Below are 17,286 nucleotides of genomic sequence, written 5' to 3'. Positions count from 1 at the left end.
CCATGGCCATAGGAAGGGAGCGGACATGCCCAGCCTGAACCTGCAGCGATGTGCCTTCCGACGCGTTGCGGCGCCTTTTGCCGGTTCAGCCCAGCGCCTCGTCCAGCATCCGGGCAAGCCGAAGGCCCGCACGCTCGATCCGCTCGTCGATCACCGGGATCGCCTTTTCGATCGCCTTGTTGCTCCAGACGACCTTCTGCGCTTCTTTCGCCTCTCCCTTAAGGTCGCAGGGGAGCTTGCCCCCGAACGCCAGCGGGTAAAGGAAGTCGCGGCTCACCTGCCAGCTCTCGCGCTCCCAGTCCTCCAGCGTGCCGGTCGCGAGACGCGCCTTCTCCTGCGCGGAGTAGCGACGCACCAGGTCAGGCGCGGAGGTGATGGCGCGCTCCGCAAGTACGCCGTCCCAGATCGAGTGCAGGTTGCGGCCCGGCGCCATGCCATAGTCCGCCTTCACGGCATTGCCGCCCATATCCTCGTTCTCGCCCACGTGGAGGGGCTGGTGGATGTCGCCCACGAAGTGGACGAGGAAGGACAGCGCCTCGAGCCTGAGCACCGGCGCCAGCTTGCGGTCGGCCAGCATCCGGGCGCTGCGTTCGATCTGGGCAGTGGCGCAGTTGCCGTCACGGCAATGCGCCTTGAGGTCGAAATCGCCGCAGATGGGTTGGTCGTGGTAGTGCCACGAATTGGTGAAGGCCCAGCGCCAACGCTCGCCCTTGATGCAGTCGGGCCAGGTGGAGGCATCTTCGATCGTGCCCAGCCGGCATTGCGGCGTGCCGATCTCGCTTTCGTGGGCCAAGATCCGGCGGATCGCGGCTCGGGTGGAGGGCGTGACGTTGGCCATGGCGATGGCGGCGACGGTGCGGTGGCCCATGCTGCCCCAGGCCATCGCCGGGCCCGAGATCAGCGCGGAAACGGCCGCCAGAACAAGGAAAATCCTGCGCATCATGTCAGGTGACCGTGGTCTCGTACTGTTCGATGACCCAGTCCTCCGCCTCGGCGGCGTTGATCCAGGCCTGCATCCATTCATGTTCCCAGACCGCTTCCATGTAGGCCTGCGCAAACCCGGGCACTCCGATACCGTAGGTGAGGAAGCGGCTGACGACGGGGGCATAGAACACGTCCGCCGCGCTGAAGGTGCCGAAAAGGAACGGCCCGCCCTTCCCGAACCGCGCCCGCGCTTCCGCCCAGAGAGTGAGGATGCGCACGATGTCGCCCTTCGTCTCCTCGTCGAGCGCGACGCCTTCCACCCGCGTGCGGATGTTCATCGGGCAGTTGCGGCGCAGCGACAGGTAGCTCGAATGCATTTCCGCCACCATCGAGCGCGCCATCGCCCGCGCATCGTCGGCCTTGGGCCAGAAGCGGTCGCGGCCGACCTTGTCGGCGAGATAGTCGACGATGGCGAGACTGTCCCAAACCACCGCATCGCCATCCCACAGGATCGGCACTTTGCCGTGGCTGGGCGCCAGACCGTCGGAATTGCGCTTGAGCGCCTCCCAGTCCTCGCCGAAGAGCGGGACGGTGATCTCGTCGAACTGCAGACCCGATTGCCGGCAGGCCAGCCAGCCGCGCAGCGACCAGCTGGAATAGTTCTTGTTGCCGATGATGAGCTTCACGGGGCGGTGTTCCTCGGGATTGGCTGAACTTCGGGCCTAGGGGCTGCAGCGCTGCATGTCGAGGCTGGGCGCGGCCGCGAATGACGGGAATTTAATCGCACGCCGCCCCCGCCGGTTCCGCCGGGCGGGGTTTCGTTGATGAAGTGCATACGCGCGGGGCACCTTTCTTGAAGCGGAAAGGCGGGGCCGGACGACGATGTGAAAGAACCTGCGCGAATGTAGCGCCGGCTCCGGATGTAGGAAACCGAGCGGCGCCCGCCTGCCCCGACCCGTGCCCTTAGCCCGTGCGGGCCTTAGAACACCCGCGTCAACAGGTAGAACGCCGCGCCGACGGCGGCGCTGGCCGGGATCGTGATGAACCAGGCAACGATCACCCGGCTCGCCACCGACCAGCGCACCGCGCTGGACCGGCGCGCGGCGCCCGTGCCCACGATCGAACCGGTGATCGCATGCGTCGTGGAGACCGGAATGCCCAGCGCGCTCGCCCCGAAGACGACGACCGAGCCTGCGGTCGAGGCGCAAAATCCCGAGTGATGGTTCAGCTTGGTGAGCTTGGAGCCCATCGTCTTGATGATCTTCCATCCGCCCGAAAGCGTGCCGAGCGAAATCGCCACGTAGCACGAGAGGACGACCCAGTGCGGCACGTGGAAGCCGCCCGACATATGCCCGGTGGAATAGAGCAGCACCGCGATGATGCCCATGGTCTTCTGCGCGTCGTTGCCGCCGTGGCTGATCGAATAGGCGGCGCTGGAGAAGAGGTGCAGCGTCTTGAACACGGTATTCGAACGGCGCGGGCTGAAACCCCGGAACAGCCAGCTCGTCGCCAGCATCAGCAGCATGGCCAGCGCGAAACCCAGGAGGGGCGAGACGAAGATGGCGGCGATGGTCTTGAGCGTGCCCGAACTTTCGACGACGCCGACGCCGCCGTGCGCGATCCCGGCGCCCAGCAGCCCGCCGATCAGCGCGTGGCTGGAACTGGAGGGGATGCCTTTCAGCCAGGTCAGCACGTTCCAGAACATCGCGCCCACCAGCGCGCCGAACACCACCGCCGGCGTCACGGCATCGACCTGGATGATGCCCTTGCCCACCGTCTCGGCGACATGGAGGCCGACGAAGAAGTACGCCGCGAAGTTGCCGGCGGCCGCGAACAGCACTGCCGCCACCGGGGAGAGCAGCCGCGTCGCCACCACCGTCGCGATCGCGTTGGCAGCGTCGTGAAGGCCGTTCAGGAAGTCGAACGCCAGCGCCAGCGCGACGAGGCCGAACAGCAGCGGCAGGGCAAGACTGTGGTCCATGGCCGTTTACGAGTGGTCGATGACCAGGCCGTCGATCTCGTTGGCGAGATCCTCGAAGCGGTCCACCACGCGTTCGAGCCGCTTGAACATCTCCTGCCGCACGAAGAAGTGCATCGGATCGCCGCGCTCGCCGTTCGAATCGGCCTTGAACAGGCGCTTGAGCCCGGCGGCGTGGATTTCGTCCGCATGGCCTTCCATGCGCACGAGGCGCTCCGTCAACTCATGCAGGCGATGGCCGTTGTCGCCGATCCGGCGCAGCAGCGGGATCGCCTCGGCGGTCAGCCGCGCGGCATCGACGATGATCGCCGCCATGTCGACCATCTCGGGCTCGAACTCTACAACCTCGTAGAGGTCCGAGGCGTTGGCCGTCTGCTGCATCTCGTCGATGGCATCGTCCATCGTGTTGATGAGGCTGGTGATCGCCGAGCGGTCGAAGGGCGTCAGGAAGCTGCGGCGCACCGTCTGGAGCACTTCGCGGGTGATGTCGTCGGCGTCGTGCTCGCGCTCGGCGATCTCGCGGATGTGCTGGGCACGGCCCGGTCCGCCCTGCGCCAACCGCGCAAGCGCGTCCGCACCGGCGACCAGCGTGGCGGCCTGCTTCTCGAAGAGGTCGAAGAAATTGCCCTGCTCGGGCAGCAGCTTCTGGAACCAGGCGAACATGGCATTGACCCCTGTCTTGTCGGCCACGGTATCGGCCATAGCGCCGAACAGGCGCGCGGGACTGGCGGCGGCGCGGAACTCGCGCGCGCCGAAGGAACGGATGAGCGCACGCAAGTCTTCCTCGTCCACCGCGTCGGCTGCTTCGGCCAGCGGGAACCAGCGGCGCTCGCGCTGGTGCTGCTCATCCCACGTGACCAGTTCGTCGGTCACCGCGAAGGGATAGACATCGACGTCCGCCCACACCCAGGCTCCCGAGTTCCGCTGCTTGCGATAGCGGTAGGAGCCCAGCGGCACCGGGCATGTCGCGCCCAGCACGCCGGCCTCTTCCTCGGCCTCGACCGAGGCGGCGGCGTGCGGCGGCATGCCCTTCATCAGCCCGCCCTTGGGGATGACCCAGCGGCGCGAGTTGCGCGATGTGATGAGCAGGATCTGGATCGGCGCATCGACGGCGCTGCCCAGCGTGCGGTAGGGAAGAACGGCAATCTGGCGCATCGGCGAGACTCCTCTTCATCCCTTGGCGCTTGCGAAGCGCGGCCCATACGGGAGCGGGCGCCGTCACGCAATCGTCACAAAAGCAATCGGTGGATTCGAGTGTCTACGCATGGAGTGACCGTTTGGTTGCAGCGGTCTCGCCCGTTCCGGAGCAACGGCGTTGCGGCCGCCGGGCGCAGCCGCGTGTCCGGCCGAGGCCGGGCGCGCGATCGCCTTTATCAGAGCTCGGAATCGCCCAGCACGGCGGCACGCAGTTCCTCGATGCCGAGGCCTTTTTCCGAGCTGGTGACATGGACCACCGGGAACGCCGCAGGGTGCTTTCGCGCCTCGGCGATGGTTGCGGCGTGGACCGCATCCAGTTCGCTCGCCTTGATCTTGTCCGCCTTGGTCAGGACCAGGCGATAGCCTACGGCCGCCTCGTCGAGCATCTTCATCATTTCGGCATCCACCGGCTTCACGCCGTGGCGCGAATCGATCAGCACCAGCGTGCGCTTCAGTTCCACCCGGCCGCGCAGGTAATCGCGCACCAGGCGGCGCCACTGCTCCACCACGGCGGGCGGCGCCTTGGCGAAGCCGTAGCCCGGCATGTCGACGAGGCGAAAGCGCAGCGGCTCGCCCACGTCGAAGAAGTTCAGCTCCTGCGTGCGGCCCGGCGTCACCGAGGTGCGCGCGATCGCCTTGCGCCCGACCAGCGCGTTCAGCAGCGAGGACTTGCCCACGTTCGAGCGGCCTGCGAACGCGATCTCGGGAACGTCGGGGTCGGGCAGGAACTTGAGCGCAGGCGCGCTCTTCAGGAACGTGACCGGTCCCGAAAAGAGCTTGCGCGCGCGTTCCGCGAGGTCGGCCTGTGCGTCATCGTCCATGGATCAGGCCTTCGCGCCCTTGCCGGTACCGCGCGCCTTGTCGGCCGCGTCCTTCTCCGCCTGCGCCTTGAGCTGCGGATGGCGGCTGTAGAGGTACTTCTGCTGCGCGATGGTCAGCAGGTTCGAGGTGATCCAGTAGACCAGCAGGCCGGATGCGAAGGGCGCCATCACGAACATCATGAACCAGGGCATGATCATGAAGACCTGCTGCTGCGCCGGGTCCATCTGCGCGGGGTTGAGCTTGAACTGCAGGAACATGGTGATGCCCAGCAGCAGCGCCAGCAGGCCGATCGCCAGGAACGCGGGCGGCTCGAACGGCAGCAGCCCGAACAGGTTGAGGATATGCAGCGGATCGGGCGAGGAAAGGTCCTTGATCCACAGCACGAAAGGCTGGTGGCGCATCTCGATCGCAAGGATCAGCACCTTGTAGAGCGCGAAGAACACCGGGATCTGCAGGAACATCGGCAAACACCCGGCCATCGGGTTCACGCCTTCGCTCTTGTAGAGGGCCATGATCTCCTGCTGCTGGCGCGGCTTGTCGTCCTTGTAGCGCTCCTGGATCGCCTTCATCTTGGGCTGGATGGCGCGCATGGCCGCCATCGAGGCGAAGCCGCGCTGGGCGATCGGGAACATGATGCCGCGCACGATCGCGGTCAGCAGGATGATGGCGACGCCGAAGTTGCTGGTCAGGCTGAACAGCTTCACCAGCAACCAGAAGATCGGCTTCTCGAACCAGCGGAACCAGCCCCAGTCGATCGCGAGGCCAAAGTTGGCGATGCCCTGCGCCTCATAGGCGTCGAGGACGGCGTGCTCCTTGGCGCCGGCGAACAGCTTGGTCGTCACCGTCATGCGCTGGCGGGGCTGGAGGACCTTCTGGTCGTAGACCAGGTCCGCACGGAAGACCGAGTTGCCGAGCGAGCGAAACGTGCCTTCGGCGCTGGCGCCTACCGGGGCGAGCGCCGACATCCAGTAGACGTCTGTGAAGCCGATCCAGTCGGTGCGCCCGGCATTGGCCACGGTCTTCGCCTCGGCGACGTCCTCGTAGTTGGTCGCGAAGCTGACCGAGCCGTCATAGGCGCCGATCGGGCCCGAGTGGACGTTCCACGTGTCGAGGCTGGCGGTCTTGTCGGTGCGGTTGACGAGCGCGAAGGGCCTGACCGTCACCGGCGCACCGCCCGCGTTCTCGACCGTCTGCGCGGCCGAGATCATGTAGTCCTTGTCGATTGTGTAAGTAATCGCGAAGCGCTGGCCGGTGGGGTTGGACCAGGTCAGCGTCAGCGGGGTCTGCGGGGTCAGCCTTGCGCCGGCAGGCGCGGTCCAGACAGTCTGCGCGGTCGGCGTGGCGACGCCCTCGCCCACCCAGCCCACCTGCGCGAACTGCTGCGCCGGGGTGCCCGCCGGGGAGAACAGGCGCACAGGGCCCGACTTCTTCTCCACCGTCTCGCGGTGGCGATTGAGCACGAGGTCGTCGACGATGGCGCCCGTCAGGTTGATCGAGCCCGAGAGGCCCGGCGCGGCGATGGCGACACGGCCGCCCGATGCCAGCGCGCTCTTGAGGTCCTTCGTCTCCAGCGCCACGTCGGCCGCATCGCGCAGGCCGCCCTCGCGGGTCGGCTTGGTCGGGCTGGTCGCCTTTTCGGCACCTCCCGCCGCGACGGTCTGCGTCGGCGTCTTGGCTTGCGGGTAGAAGTAGCCGACACCGGCTTCCCACCCGAACAGGACGAGCGCGGTCAGCAGGACCGCTAGGATGATGTTGCGCTGGTTTTCCACGAAGGCTTGTTCCTGCTCGTATTCCGGTCGCGGCGGCGCGGCGCGCCACCGGCTTCTTCAAGGTCTCGTCAGTCCGGGACCGGATCGTGACCGTGCCCGCCCCAAGGGTTGCAGCGCAATAGACGCCAGAACGCCAGCAATCCACCCTTGATCGCACCATGCCTGCGCACCGCCTCGATGGCGTATTGCGAACACGAGGGGCTGTACCGGCAGGTGGGCGGCATGATGGCCGAAGGGCCGATCTGCCACAGCCGCGCAAGGCCGATCATCAGCAGGCCCGGAAGGGAGACGAGGAAGGCCAGCGCCTTTTTCACTTGCGCGGGCCCCGCCGGCGGTTCTGCGGCCGGGGCGCATCGCCCTTGCCCGCGCCGGCACGGCCGAGTGCGGCCACGAGTTCGCTGCGCAGGACGGCGAAATCGCGTTCGATCCCCCCTTCGCGGCCGATCAGGACATGATCGGTATCCGCCAGGCCATGCTCCGGCAGGAGTTCGCGCAGGAGCGCCCGGAAGCGCCGCTTCATGCGATTGCGCACGACGGCGTTGCCGATCTTCTTCGTCACCGTGATACCGGCCCGCCGCCCCTGTCCGTCGTTGCGGTTGGCAAGCAGCACGAAACCCGGCCGCGCGACTCGAAGACCGCGATTCGCGGCAAGGAAATCCGCCCGGCGGGTCAGGATGGTATAGGCGTCGGCCATCGGCTCGGATGCTTACCCGCGATTCGCGCCAAAGCAAAACGGCGCCAGCCCATGCCCCCGCACGATGGCGAGAGCATGGGCTGGCGCCGCCCGCTGACTGGCCTGCAAGGGCGCGAGCCCCTGCCGCCAGCGGCGAATCAGGCCGAGAGCTTCTTGCGGCCGCGAGCGCGGCGAGCGCGAAGCACCTTGCGGCCGCCGACGGTCGCCGTGCGGGCGCGGAAGCCGTGACGGCGGGCGCGAACAAGGCGGCTGGGCTGGAAAGTGCGCTTCATGTCGGTCCTCGAAATTCCAACTGGCCCCGAAGGACCTGAACAAAAAGGGCCGCCCTTACAGGACGACCGCTAAACTCCTGCGCGCCGATACTGGAGGGGTTCACCCGAGTCAAGGCCGAGTACTCGCTCCAGACCCGGCCGGGCCCTGATTCCAGCGGGGCAATGCGCGTGCGTCCTCATTTCGCAGAGTTGCGCCGTGCCGCGCAATCGGGAATCACCCTTTTTCGACCTCGTGCGTGTGGATGGGTGAATGCAGGACGAAAGCGGCGCACGCGCCGGCGTACTCGTGGGCTGGCAGGCAAAGGACCTGGGCGAGCGCCTGGCGCTCACGCTCCAGACCTACGACCGGCCGACATGGCAGGAGGGCGAGCCTCCACAGCAGACCTCGGTGCTGATGACGAAGAGCCAGGCGGCAGTGCTGGCGAATTACCTGCTGCGCGAATCGGGTGCACCGCCCGTCCGGCGGCCGCGCGGCTGGCTCGCCTCGCTGTTCGGCTGAGCGCTCAGGCGCCTGCCGGCTCCAGGCGCACCCACAGGCTCATCTCGCCCGACCCGAACCAGCGCGCGGAGGAGAAGGGGACCGAATTGGTCATGGCATAGAAAGCCTCCGCCTCGATCGGACTGAAGCCCATCTGCTTGTAATAGTCGAGGTAGCGAAGGTTCTCGGGCGCCGCGGCTCCATAGTCCGACGGCTCCATACCGGTATCGTCCTGCCATGAATGGACCGCGAACTCGGCGCCCGGATCGGCCATGCGGCGCGCGCCGGCAAGGAACAGCTCGACCCCTCCGGACCGCACGGAGCCGCCTGCCGGCACGTGGGTGGCGATGCCGCGCTGACGGATGAGGCGGCCAAGCCTCAGGTTGGCAAGGTCGTCCTCGGTCCCGGGGCAGTCCACCATCTCGATCGTGGCGATGCCCGGGTGCTCGCGCAGCATGGCCTCGAACTGGGCCGGGCTGCGCTCATCCGTCACGTCGACCAGCGCGGCTCGCCCGCCGTCGAGCACGCGGAACGGGCCATAGGCTGCGGCGCCGAGCGGGATCGTCGGCGCGGAATGAACGGGCGCATCCGTCGAAGGGGGGGCGAGGTAGGATGCGCCCGGAACCGGGTCGGCTGCCGGAGCCGCTCCGGTTCCCTGAAGGAAGAGGCTGCGCTCGCCACCACCGGCGGCGTGGTAGGCATCCACTTCGACCGCCTCGTACTCGATCACCTGCGCCGACAGGGGGGATACGGCGACAAGGCAGGCAAGGCCGAGGCATGCAGTGAGCGAGCGCATGCGCGAAGGATGCGCCAGGCGCCCTTACCCTGCTCCTCACAAGTCCGGTTAAAACGCTGTAAGGCATGATTTACGCACTGGCACGGATAAGCCGCGCTGTTACTACGCGCTCTTCCGTTCTCGCCCGGCTCGCCGGGCTCCCAGGGGGATTTTTCGTGGTCGCACTGGTATCCACGGTCGCGTATCTCGGGCTCGAGGCGCGCGCGGTGGAAGTGCAGTGCCAGATCGCCCCCGGACTCCCGGGCTTCACTCTCGTCGGCCTGCCGGACAAGGCGGTCGGGGAAAGCCGCCAGCGGGTCAGCGCCGCGCTCACCGCAATGGGACTGGCGCTGCCGCCCAAGCGGATCACCATCAACCTTTCGCCCGCCGACCTGCCCAAGGAAGGCTCGCACTACGATCTCCCGGTCGCGCTGGCGCTCCTCGCCGCGATGGGCGTCATCGATGCGGAAATGCTGGCGGACTTCGTGGCCGTGGGCGAACTCGCGCTTGATGGCCGGGTGATCCCGTCGCCCGGCGTGCTGCTTGCCGCGCTCCACGCGCATGAGGGGGGGCGCGGCCTGATCTGCCCCGCCGCGCAAGGACCCGAGGCGCGATGGGCCAGCGGCGTGCCGGTGGTCGCCGCGCCCGATCTCGTCAGCCTGCTCAATCACCTGCGCGGCATCCAGGTCCTGCCGATCCCGCAGCCCGGCACCGTCGAGGCGCCCGCACGCAGCCGGGACATGCGGCAGGTGAAGGGACAGGAAACCGCACGCCGGGCGCTGGAGATCGCGGCTGCCGGTTCGCACAACCTCCTGATGGTCGGGCCGCCCGGCGCGGGCAAGTCGCTGCTCGCCTCGTGCCTGCCGGGCATTCTTCCGGACCTGACCCCGGCGGAGGCGCTGGAGGTCTCGATGGTGGCCTCGGTCGCGGGAACGCTGGAAGGAGGGCGCATCAGCCGCGCCCGCCCCTATCGCGCACCCCATCACTCCGCCTCGATAGCGGCATTGACGGGCGGCGGCCTCAAGGTGCGACCCGGGGAAGTGTCGATGGCGCACCTCGGCGTCCTGTTCCTCGACGAACTGCCCGAGTTCCAGCGCCAGGCGCTCGATTCGCTGCGGCAGCCGCTGGAAACGGGAGAAGTCACCGTCGCGCGCGCCAATGCGCACCTGACGTACCCTGCCCGCGTCCAGCTCATCGCGGCGATGAACCCCTGCCGCTGCGGCCACCTTGGCGATCCGGCGCTCGCCTGCAGCCGGGCGCCCAAGTGCGCGGCAGACTATCAGAGCAAGGTATCGGGCCCGCTGCTCGACCGTATCGACCTGCACGTGGAAGTCGATCCGGTGCGCGCCGTCGATCTCGCTCTTCCGCCCGCCAAGGAAGGGAGCGACGAGGTGGCCACGCGTGTCGCGCGGGCGCGGGCCATCCAGACCCGGCGGCTGGAGGGCGCATCGGCCCGCACCAACGCCGAACTCGATGGAGACCTCCTCGAGGCGCACGCGACGCCGGACGATGCCGGCCGCAAGCTGCTGCTGCAGGCGGCCGAGGCAATGCGCCTTTCGGCCCGCGGCTACGTGCGGATCCTGAGAGTGGCGCGCACGATCGCCGATCTGGCAGGCGCGGAGCAGGTGGGCCGCGTCCATATCGCCGAAGCGCTGAGCTACCGGCGGCGCGCGCCTGTGAACTGAGCGGGCGTCAACAGCCTCGCCCGCGGCCCGCGCGGACGGTTCGCACGACCTATTCCTTCACGTCGAGTTGCCGGAGCACTTCTGCCACGACCTTGGGAGAACTCGAGAAATCGAGGTGGCTGCAGCGGATGGGGATGGCACGGTCACGCTCGTGCGGCCATCCGGCTGCGGCGCGCGGCTGGACGATGCCGTCGCGCGGGCTCCACAGCGCGATCGTCGGCACTCCCGGCTTGACCGAGAAGTCGCACTCTATCGGCGGCGCGTCGACCGAATGGCCCGTTACCATCTGGTAGGCCTTCCACGCATTGTTCGCGCGCGGATCGCCCGAAAAGGGCGTGCCCATAGTGATGACCTTGGCCACCATCTCGGGCTGGCGCCGCGCGATCTCGCGCGCGAAGAGGCCGCCAAGGCTCCAGCCCACGAGAGCGACCGGGGACCAGCTTTCCCGTGCGATCACGGCGACCCGGCGCATCAGGTACGAGAAGTTGCGCTCCGTCGGCCCGAAGTTGAAGCCCAGGCCCCAGCCATGGACATGATGCCCGGCTGCCGCCAGCGCTTCGGCCATCGGCTGCATGCGCTTGGGGTGGGAACCGAAGCCGGGCAGCAGCATCACCGGCATCGGCCGCGCGGCGGGGCGGACGATCTGCCCGCGGTGGCCGCCGCGATAGAGCGAGCGCAGTTCCGCCCACATCAACTCCAGCGGCGGCTTGCGCACGCCCACCGGGTGCGGTTCGCGCGCGAAGGCGGCCCGCCGCGCGATGGCGTCGCGCAGCGATCCGGGAAACCGTTCCTGATCGTTCTTCAGAGGTTCCATCGGCCTTCGCGCATCGCTTTCGATCAGGTGCCCTTGCAATCGCCGAGGCGGGTGGTGGTGAGCTGCATCGTCATCTTCATCGTCGTTATCGGCGGCGGGCCTCCGGTGGTATCCATGACGACCGTGACATTCGAGCCGTCCTTCGCCACGGTGCCCTTCACCTTCATGACCGCCTTGCCCTGCTGCTGGGACTGACACTCCATCTGGGCATCGAGCTGGCCGCCATCAACGTCGAACTTCGAATGGCTGCAATGGTTTCCCTTGCCGATGCCGTTGAACATGTCTTCGTATCCACGCTCGGCATCGGCCTTGGTGAGGCAGAACGTCCCGTCCTGCGTGGCTTTCATCGCCGATTTCATCTGCTCTGCAGCGTCTGCGGGCATGCCGGGCACTTCCAGGCTCGTGATCTCCACCTGCTGCCGGTATTCGCCGGGTTCGGGACGTTCGAGCTTGCCGGCTTCCTCGCGGACCTGCGCGACCGACTTGGGACCGCCCCGGGCCGCATCCTCTTCCTTCGAGCCGCAGCCCGCCAGCGCCAGCACACCCAGCGCCGCCGTCGCCATGATCCCGAACCTGACCGTCATTCGCGCTACCTTCCTGTTCATCATGGCCGGTGGGCTGGCAGCCCCTGATCGCCGGGTCAACGCATTACCGCCCCGGGTGTTGCCCGCCTGTCGGAGCGCTTCCGTCCGACCCGGTTGCCGACGCCCGATGCATACCCCATATGTTCCTCCATGGCAGAGCTCATCATCCGTCGCGGCCTCGAGGAACCCGATACCACGGGCGCCTTCGTCCCCCACAAGCCGCAGCGTCCCGACAAGTCGATGCCGGGCAGGCCTTTCCGGATCGTCTCCGAGTACCAGCCCGCCGGCGACCAGCCCACGGCCATCGCCGAACTGGTGGGCTCCGCCCTCGACGGCGAGAAGACGCAGGTGCTGCTGGGCGTCACCGGCTCGGGCAAGACCTTCACCATGGCCAAGGTGATCGAGGAACTGCAGCGCCCCGCGCTGATCCTTGCGCCCAACAAGATCCTGGCCGCCCAGCTCTATGCCGAGATGAAGGACTTCTTCCCCGAGAACGCGGTGGAGTACTTCGTCTCCTACTACGACTACTACCAGCCCGAGGCCTACGTGCCGCGCTCCGACACCTACATCGAGAAGGAAAGCTCGGTGAACGAGGCGATCGACCGGATGCGCCACTCGGCCACCCGCGCCCTGCTGGAGCGAGACGACGTCATCATCGTCGCCTCGGTCTCATGCCTCTACGGCATCGGCTCGGTCGAGACGTACTCGGCCATGATCTTCGACCTTGAGGTGGGCAAGGCGCAGGACCAGACCGAGATCATCCGCAAGCTCGTCGCGCTCCAGTACAAGCGCAACGACGTGGCCTTTGCGCGCGGGAACTTCCGCGTGCGCGGTGACAGCCTGGAACTGTTCCCCTCGCACCTCGAGGACGTGGCTTGGCGCATCAGCTTCTTCGGCGACGAAATCGAGGAGATCTCCGAGTTCGATCCGCTCACCGGCAAGAAGGGCGCGAGCCTCGACAAGATCCGCGTCTACGCGAACTCCCACTACGTCACCCCCGGCCCGACCATGCGGCAGGCGAGCGAGGCGATCCGCTTCGAGCTGACGGAGCGGCTGAAGGAACTGGAGACCGAAGGGCGCCTGCTGGAAGCCCAGCGGCTCGAACAGCGCACCAACTTCGACCTCGAGATGATCGCCGCCACCGGATCGTGCAACGGCATCGAGAACTACAGCCGCTTCCTGACCGGCCGCCTGCCCGGCGAGCCGCCGCCCACCCTGTTCGAGTACCTGCCCGACAACGCGCTGCTGTTCGTCGACGAAAGCCACCAGACGGTGCCGCAGATCGGCGCGATGGCGCGGGGCGACCACCGCCGCAAGATCACGCTGGCGGAATACGGCTTTCGCCTGCCCAGCTGCATCGACAACCGTCCCCTGCGCTTCAACGAGTGGGACGCGATGCGCCCGCAGACCTTCGCGGTTTCCGCCACGCCCGGCAGCTGGGAAATGGAACAGACCGGCGGCGTCTTCGCCGAGCAGGTCATCCGCCCCACCGGCCTGATCGACCCGCCCGTGACGATCCGGCCGGTCGAGGACCAGGTGCAGGACTGCATCAACGAGTGCAAGGAGACGGCGGCCAAGGGCTACCGCACGCTTGTCACCACGCTCACCAAGCGCATGGCCGAGGACCTGACCGAGTTCATGCACGAAGCCGGCGTGCGCGTGCGGTACATGCACTCGGACGTCGAGACGCTGGAGCGCATCGAGCTCATCCGCGACCTGCGCATGGGGGTCTACGACGTGCTGGTTGGCATCAACCTGCTGCGCGAGGGCCTGGACATTCCCGAATGCGGGCTGGTGTGCATTCTCGATGCCGACAAGGAGGGCTTCCTGCGCTCGGAGACATCGCTGATCCAGACCATCGGCCGCGCGGCGCGCAACGTCGACGGGCGCGTGATCCTCTACGCCGACCGGATGACGGGCTCCATGGAGCGCGCCATCGCCGAGACCGACCGCCGCCGCACCCGGCAGGAGGAGTACAACCGCGAGCACGGCATCACTCCGCAGACCATCAAGCGCCGCATCGCCGACATCGTTGCCGACACCGCGAGCCGCGATGGCGTGGTGGTCGATCTGGAAGACGATGGCCGCAACAATCTCGTGGGCCACAACCTGCGCGCCTATATCGAAGACCTCGAAAAGCGCATGCGCACCGCTGCCGCCGACCTCGAATTCGAGGAAGCGGGCCGCCTTCGCGACGAAATTAGGCGGTTGGAACAGAGCGAGCTTGGGCTCCCCGAGGCCGAGCACAAGGCGCCGCGCGTCGGTCGCTCGAACGAGGGCAAGCCCGGCACGCGCAAGATGCGGTACGGCAAGACGCAAAGGAAGTTCGGAAAGTAGCGCCGGCCGTACGACCGCCCGGAACCGGGGAGTAGCCTTGCCTGGGGCGGGAAAAATGCCCGGACGCCGGATCTCCAGCACCCGGGCAAGGTCTCCAGATGGCGTTTCGCCGTCCTTCGGGTCGCACCTTCGTCATGCGCGATTCCGGTTCCACGCGCATACCACGATCGTGGTATGTCCCGGATAAACACGCCAATTTTGGTGGCCTTGCGTTAACCTGATGCAGTGTTCAGATTGGCCCGAGGCGCAGTCGGGGGGCAGGCCATGCGAATCGATGATCTCGGGGCGATGTTCGCCCGGGCCCCGTTCCAGGAGGCGGGCTGGGACAAGGCCCTGAAGGCGCTGGCAGGCTCCACCGGCTCATCGCGCGCGCAGCTCATTGCCATCGGAGAACGGCACGCGCTGTTCAACTGGGTCACCGACATCGAGGAAGGCTACGTCGAGGATTTCGCCGCAATCGATGGGCATCGCCCCGATGTGAACTATCGCGTCGGCGCCTCGCGCGGGCCGTACGAGCTGGTCTGGGAACACCACTACGATGCCGTGCGCGCCGCTGCCCCGAACGACGCCTATATGCAGCATGTCCGCCGCTGGGACGCGGAGCATGGAGCGCAACTGGTGCTGGCGGATCAGCCGGGCGCCTTCTTCGGGCTTGCCGCGCTGCATTCGGCAAGCGACGGGCGCACCACCGAGGCACAGCGCCAGGCGCTGCTGGACGCCGCGCCGCACGTCATGGCGGCAATCCGTCTGCAACGCGCGGTGGAGCACCGGGGCGCCGCGCTGCTGCGGGGATCGCTAGACGCCCTGCGCGCCGCAGCCATTCTCCTCGATGCGACCGGGCGCGTCTGCGCGGTGACGGACCGGGCGCGGGCGCTGCTCGGCCCGGGCACCCTGCAGGTGCGCGGCGGCAGGCTGCAGGCGGCTCGCCCGGAGCGGGACGGCGCGCTGCAGCTGCGCCTCGCCGCCGCGCTGGCCAGTCCCTCGGCCATGCCAGACGAGATATGGCTGCAAGGTCCGGCGGGGCCGCTCCTGGTCGAGATTTGCGCACTGCCCCGGCAGGACTGGAACTTCGGCTTCGCGCCGGGCGTGATCGTAACGCTCAAGGCGCCCACGCCGCCCCCGGAAGACCAGGGCGCCCGGCTGTCGATGGCGCTCGGCCTCACCCCGGCCGAGGGAGAGATCGTCTCGCTTCTGGCGCAGGGGCGTTCCCGCCGCGACGTTGCCGCGATACGCGGGGTGAGCGTCCAGACCGTCGCCACCCAGCTGCGCACGATCTTCCACAAGGCAGGCGTGAACCGAGAGGCCGAACTGGTTGCGGTCGCGCGGGCAGTGGTGGAGCTGGCGAGCCGCTAGGACAAGCTGCCACCCGCGTCCACGGCTCAGAGCTTGCCGAATTTCGCCTCGTATGCGCCCGTATCCCCGCTGGAGAGCAGGCGCGCCTGCTCCACCCAGTTGTCGCGGCGCGGACGACCGGCGAAGGCTCCGAGTCGTGTATCGAGCTGGTCGAGATCGGCATCGTTCCACGCCGCGATCTGGGCATAGGTGGTGATCCCGAGCGAATGCAGCACGGTCGCCATCTTCGGACCCAAGCCCTTGATCCTGCGCAGGTCGTCCGCGACGGCTTCGTCGCCATTGCCTTCGACCATCGGCGCTGCGGGCGCTGCGGGCGTAGGATCGGGCTCTGCCGCGATCGTCTGCGGCGGCTGCGGCGTGTCTCCGCCTTGAGTCCCTTCATAATCCGCCAGCGTCCGGGCGGCCTCTTCGCTCCGGCGCGAGCGGGCATCGTCCGCCTCTTCCTGCGCGGCCACGGCGATGACTTCGCCGATGCCTGCCATCACGCCTGCCATGGGCGGAGGATCGAGGTGGACCGGCGTCTCGAACTGGGCGGCAGGCGGCGCGTCGATCAAGGCCTGGTTGCGCTGCGCGGGAGCAGCGCCTTCGTCCAGCACGTCGGGACGATGCTCGCGCCGGGCGGGTTTCGAGCCGCGCACGAAGACCCAGTACGCGACCACGACGCCGATCAGCAGCGCGGCGATGAAGATCAGCCAGTTGGCCTCGATCATTTGCAGCACGAATTCACCCCTTCCGGTTCCAAAGCAACGCCCCGATGCCAAAGCCGATCCCGTAGGTCAGCAGCACCGAAACGGCCAGTTCAAGCCATAGCGGCAAGGCAGGCTCCTTTCCTAGTCCCCGCGCCCGCGTTCATTCAGGCCCGGGCGTGTCTATCGGAGTGGGCTTCACCGGCGCGGAGAAGATCACCGAGAATTCGATGCGTCTGTTGGCAGGATCGGCCGGGTCCAGACCCTCGACAGGACGCGCGGAACCCAGGCCTGCCGCGCGCAGTCCATCGGCGGGAATGCCCCGCGCCACCAGTGCGGAGCGCACCGCCTCCGCCCGGGCGAGCGAAAGCGCCACGTTGACCTTGGGATTGCCGCCCGCGTCGGTGTGCCCGGTGACGGCGATGAGGCTGCCGACGCAGGGCCGCAGCGCGCGCGCGACTTCGTCCAGCAGGCGCTCGCTGGCGGGGTCAAGGCGAGTGCTCGCCTCGCCGAAGCGGATCGTGCGGGTTTCGAGGATGCGCTCCACATCGTCCTGGCAGTGGGCCGAGGAGGTTCGCGCATCCCCTTCGCTGGCCCAGCTTACGCCGCCGATGCCCGGCACCTTCGTGATCGCGGCGGCCACGCGGGTGCGGGTGCGCGCATCCAGGCCCTTTCCACCCGACAGCACGGGATGGCGCGTCAGCCAGCCATAGCTGTCGCTGAAGGCGAGCGTGATGCCCTGCCCTCCGGCAGCGTCGCGCGCTGCAATGGCGCTGCTGCGCAGGTCTGCGATGAACACGCCCCCCTGCACGCGCGTGTAAGCGAAGGACAGGGCGACGCACAGTGCCGCTCCGGCGAGGATGATGGAAGCGCGGCGGGGGTTCATGGGTTCTGCCTAAAGCCTCGTCGCCGGGCTGT

Annotated in this window: 18 protein-coding genes; 4 read left to right on the top strand and 14 right to left on the bottom strand. The window is 67.8% G+C overall.

Features of this window, described 5'->3' with window-relative positions; genetic code table 11:
- Window positions 1-85: 85 nt before the first annotated feature.
- The 9 genes from GR702_RS07240 to rpmH form a co-directional block, all read right to left on the bottom strand.
- Complete coding sequence (locus GR702_RS07240; RefSeq protein WP_337192547.1) at window positions 86-943, bottom strand: S1/P1 nuclease; 858 nt, start codon at window positions 941-943, stop codon at window positions 86-88.
- Window position 944: 1 nt separating this feature from the next.
- Window positions 945-1,610: a glutathione S-transferase N-terminal domain-containing protein gene (locus tag GR702_RS07235; protein WP_160985303.1), complete on the bottom strand. Its 666-nt coding sequence runs from the start codon at window positions 1,608-1,610 to the stop codon at window positions 945-947.
- 293 nt (window positions 1,611-1,903) lie between these two features.
- A complete protein-coding gene (locus GR702_RS07230) occupies window positions 1,904-2,905 on the bottom strand; it encodes an inorganic phosphate transporter (RefSeq protein ID WP_160985302.1) in 1,002 nt (333 codons plus the stop codon).
- 6 nt (window positions 2,906-2,911) lie between these two features.
- Complete coding sequence (locus GR702_RS07225) at window positions 2,912-4,057, bottom strand: DUF47 family protein (protein WP_160985301.1); 1,146 nt, start codon at window positions 4,055-4,057, stop codon at window positions 2,912-2,914.
- A gap of 218 nt (window positions 4,058-4,275) precedes the next feature.
- Complete coding sequence (gene yihA, locus GR702_RS07220) at window positions 4,276-4,920, bottom strand: ribosome biogenesis GTP-binding protein YihA/YsxC (RefSeq protein WP_160985300.1); 645 nt, start codon at window positions 4,918-4,920, stop codon at window positions 4,276-4,278.
- Between the two features lie 3 nt (window positions 4,921-4,923).
- Window positions 4,924-6,690 carry a membrane protein insertase YidC gene (yidC, locus tag GR702_RS07215; RefSeq protein ID WP_160985299.1) on the bottom strand — a complete coding sequence of 589 codons (1,767 nt, stop codon included), beginning with the start codon at window positions 6,688-6,690 and terminating at the stop codon, window positions 4,924-4,926.
- A 68-nt stretch (window positions 6,691-6,758) separates the two neighbouring features.
- Entirely contained in the window at window positions 6,759-6,959 is a 201-nt protein-coding gene (gene yidD / locus GR702_RS07210; protein WP_237449612.1) for a membrane protein insertion efficiency factor YidD, read from the bottom strand.
- 41 nt (window positions 6,960-7,000) lie between these two features.
- A complete protein-coding gene (rnpA, locus tag GR702_RS07205; RefSeq protein WP_160985297.1) occupies window positions 7,001-7,384 on the bottom strand; it encodes a ribonuclease P protein component in 384 nt (127 codons plus the stop codon).
- 137 nt (window positions 7,385-7,521) lie between these two features.
- Window positions 7,522-7,656: a 50S ribosomal protein L34 gene (rpmH, locus tag GR702_RS07200; protein ID WP_039388288.1), complete on the bottom strand. Its 135-nt coding sequence runs from the start codon at window positions 7,654-7,656 to the stop codon at window positions 7,522-7,524.
- Window positions 7,657-7,906: 250 nt separating this feature from the next.
- Between rpmH and GR702_RS07195 the strand changes: the two genes are divergently transcribed.
- Entirely contained in the window at window positions 7,907-8,155 is a 249-nt protein-coding gene (locus GR702_RS07195) for a hypothetical protein (protein ID WP_160985296.1), read from the top strand.
- A gap of 4 nt (window positions 8,156-8,159) precedes the next feature.
- On the opposite strand, the gene GR702_RS07190 is transcribed toward GR702_RS07195, so the two are convergent.
- Window positions 8,160-8,930, bottom strand: coding sequence for an alpha/beta hydrolase (locus GR702_RS07190; protein WP_160985295.1), 771 nt, complete (start codon window positions 8,928-8,930; stop codon window positions 8,160-8,162).
- Between the two features lie 155 nt (window positions 8,931-9,085).
- Here GR702_RS07190 and GR702_RS07185 point away from each other — a divergent pair, with 155 nt between their 5' ends.
- Entirely contained in the window at window positions 9,086-10,594 is a 1,509-nt protein-coding gene (locus GR702_RS07185) for a YifB family Mg chelatase-like AAA ATPase (protein WP_160985294.1), read from the top strand.
- A gap of 49 nt (window positions 10,595-10,643) precedes the next feature.
- On the opposite strand, the gene GR702_RS07180 is transcribed toward GR702_RS07185, so the two are convergent.
- Together GR702_RS07180 and GR702_RS07175 are read right to left on the bottom strand one after the other, a co-directional pair.
- Window positions 10,644-11,408 carry an esterase/lipase family protein gene (locus GR702_RS07180; protein WP_160985293.1) on the bottom strand — a complete coding sequence of 255 codons (765 nt, stop codon included), beginning with the start codon at window positions 11,406-11,408 and terminating at the stop codon, window positions 10,644-10,646.
- A 23-nt stretch (window positions 11,409-11,431) separates the two neighbouring features.
- The gene (locus tag GR702_RS07175) at window positions 11,432-11,992 is read right to left on the bottom strand and encodes a DUF3617 domain-containing protein (RefSeq protein ID WP_160985292.1); all 561 of its coding nucleotides are present in this window, start codon (window positions 11,990-11,992) and stop codon (window positions 11,432-11,434) included.
- Window positions 11,993-12,142: 150 nt separating this feature from the next.
- On the opposite strand from GR702_RS07175, the gene uvrB reads away from it, so the two are divergent.
- Complete coding sequence (gene uvrB, locus GR702_RS07170) at window positions 12,143-14,329, top strand: excinuclease ABC subunit UvrB (RefSeq protein WP_160985291.1); 2,187 nt, start codon at window positions 12,143-12,145, stop codon at window positions 14,327-14,329.
- Between the two features lie 264 nt (window positions 14,330-14,593).
- Window positions 14,594-15,682 carry a helix-turn-helix transcriptional regulator gene (locus tag GR702_RS07165; RefSeq protein WP_160985290.1) on the top strand — a complete coding sequence of 363 codons (1,089 nt, stop codon included), beginning with the start codon at window positions 14,594-14,596 and terminating at the stop codon, window positions 15,680-15,682.
- 26 nt (window positions 15,683-15,708) lie between these two features.
- Here GR702_RS07165 and GR702_RS07160 read toward each other — a convergent pair whose 3' ends face one another.
- Both GR702_RS07160 and GR702_RS07155 read right to left on the bottom strand, forming a co-directional pair.
- Window positions 15,709-16,392 (bottom strand): hypothetical protein, encoded by a 684-nt coding sequence (locus GR702_RS07160; protein ID WP_160985466.1) that lies wholly within the window; start codon window positions 16,390-16,392, stop codon window positions 15,709-15,711.
- A 139-nt stretch (window positions 16,393-16,531) separates the two neighbouring features.
- Entirely contained in the window at window positions 16,532-17,254 is a 723-nt protein-coding gene (locus GR702_RS07155) for an OmpA family protein (RefSeq protein ID WP_160985289.1), read from the bottom strand.
- Window positions 17,255-17,286: the final 32 nt, after the last annotated feature.

Source organism: Novosphingobium silvae, assembly GCF_009856825.1.
Taxonomy (GTDB): Bacteria; Pseudomonadota; Alphaproteobacteria; order Sphingomonadales; family Sphingomonadaceae; genus Novosphingobium; species Novosphingobium silvae.
Note: the sequence above shows the minus strand (reverse complement) of the source record. Positions and strands in the feature narration are given on the sequence as shown.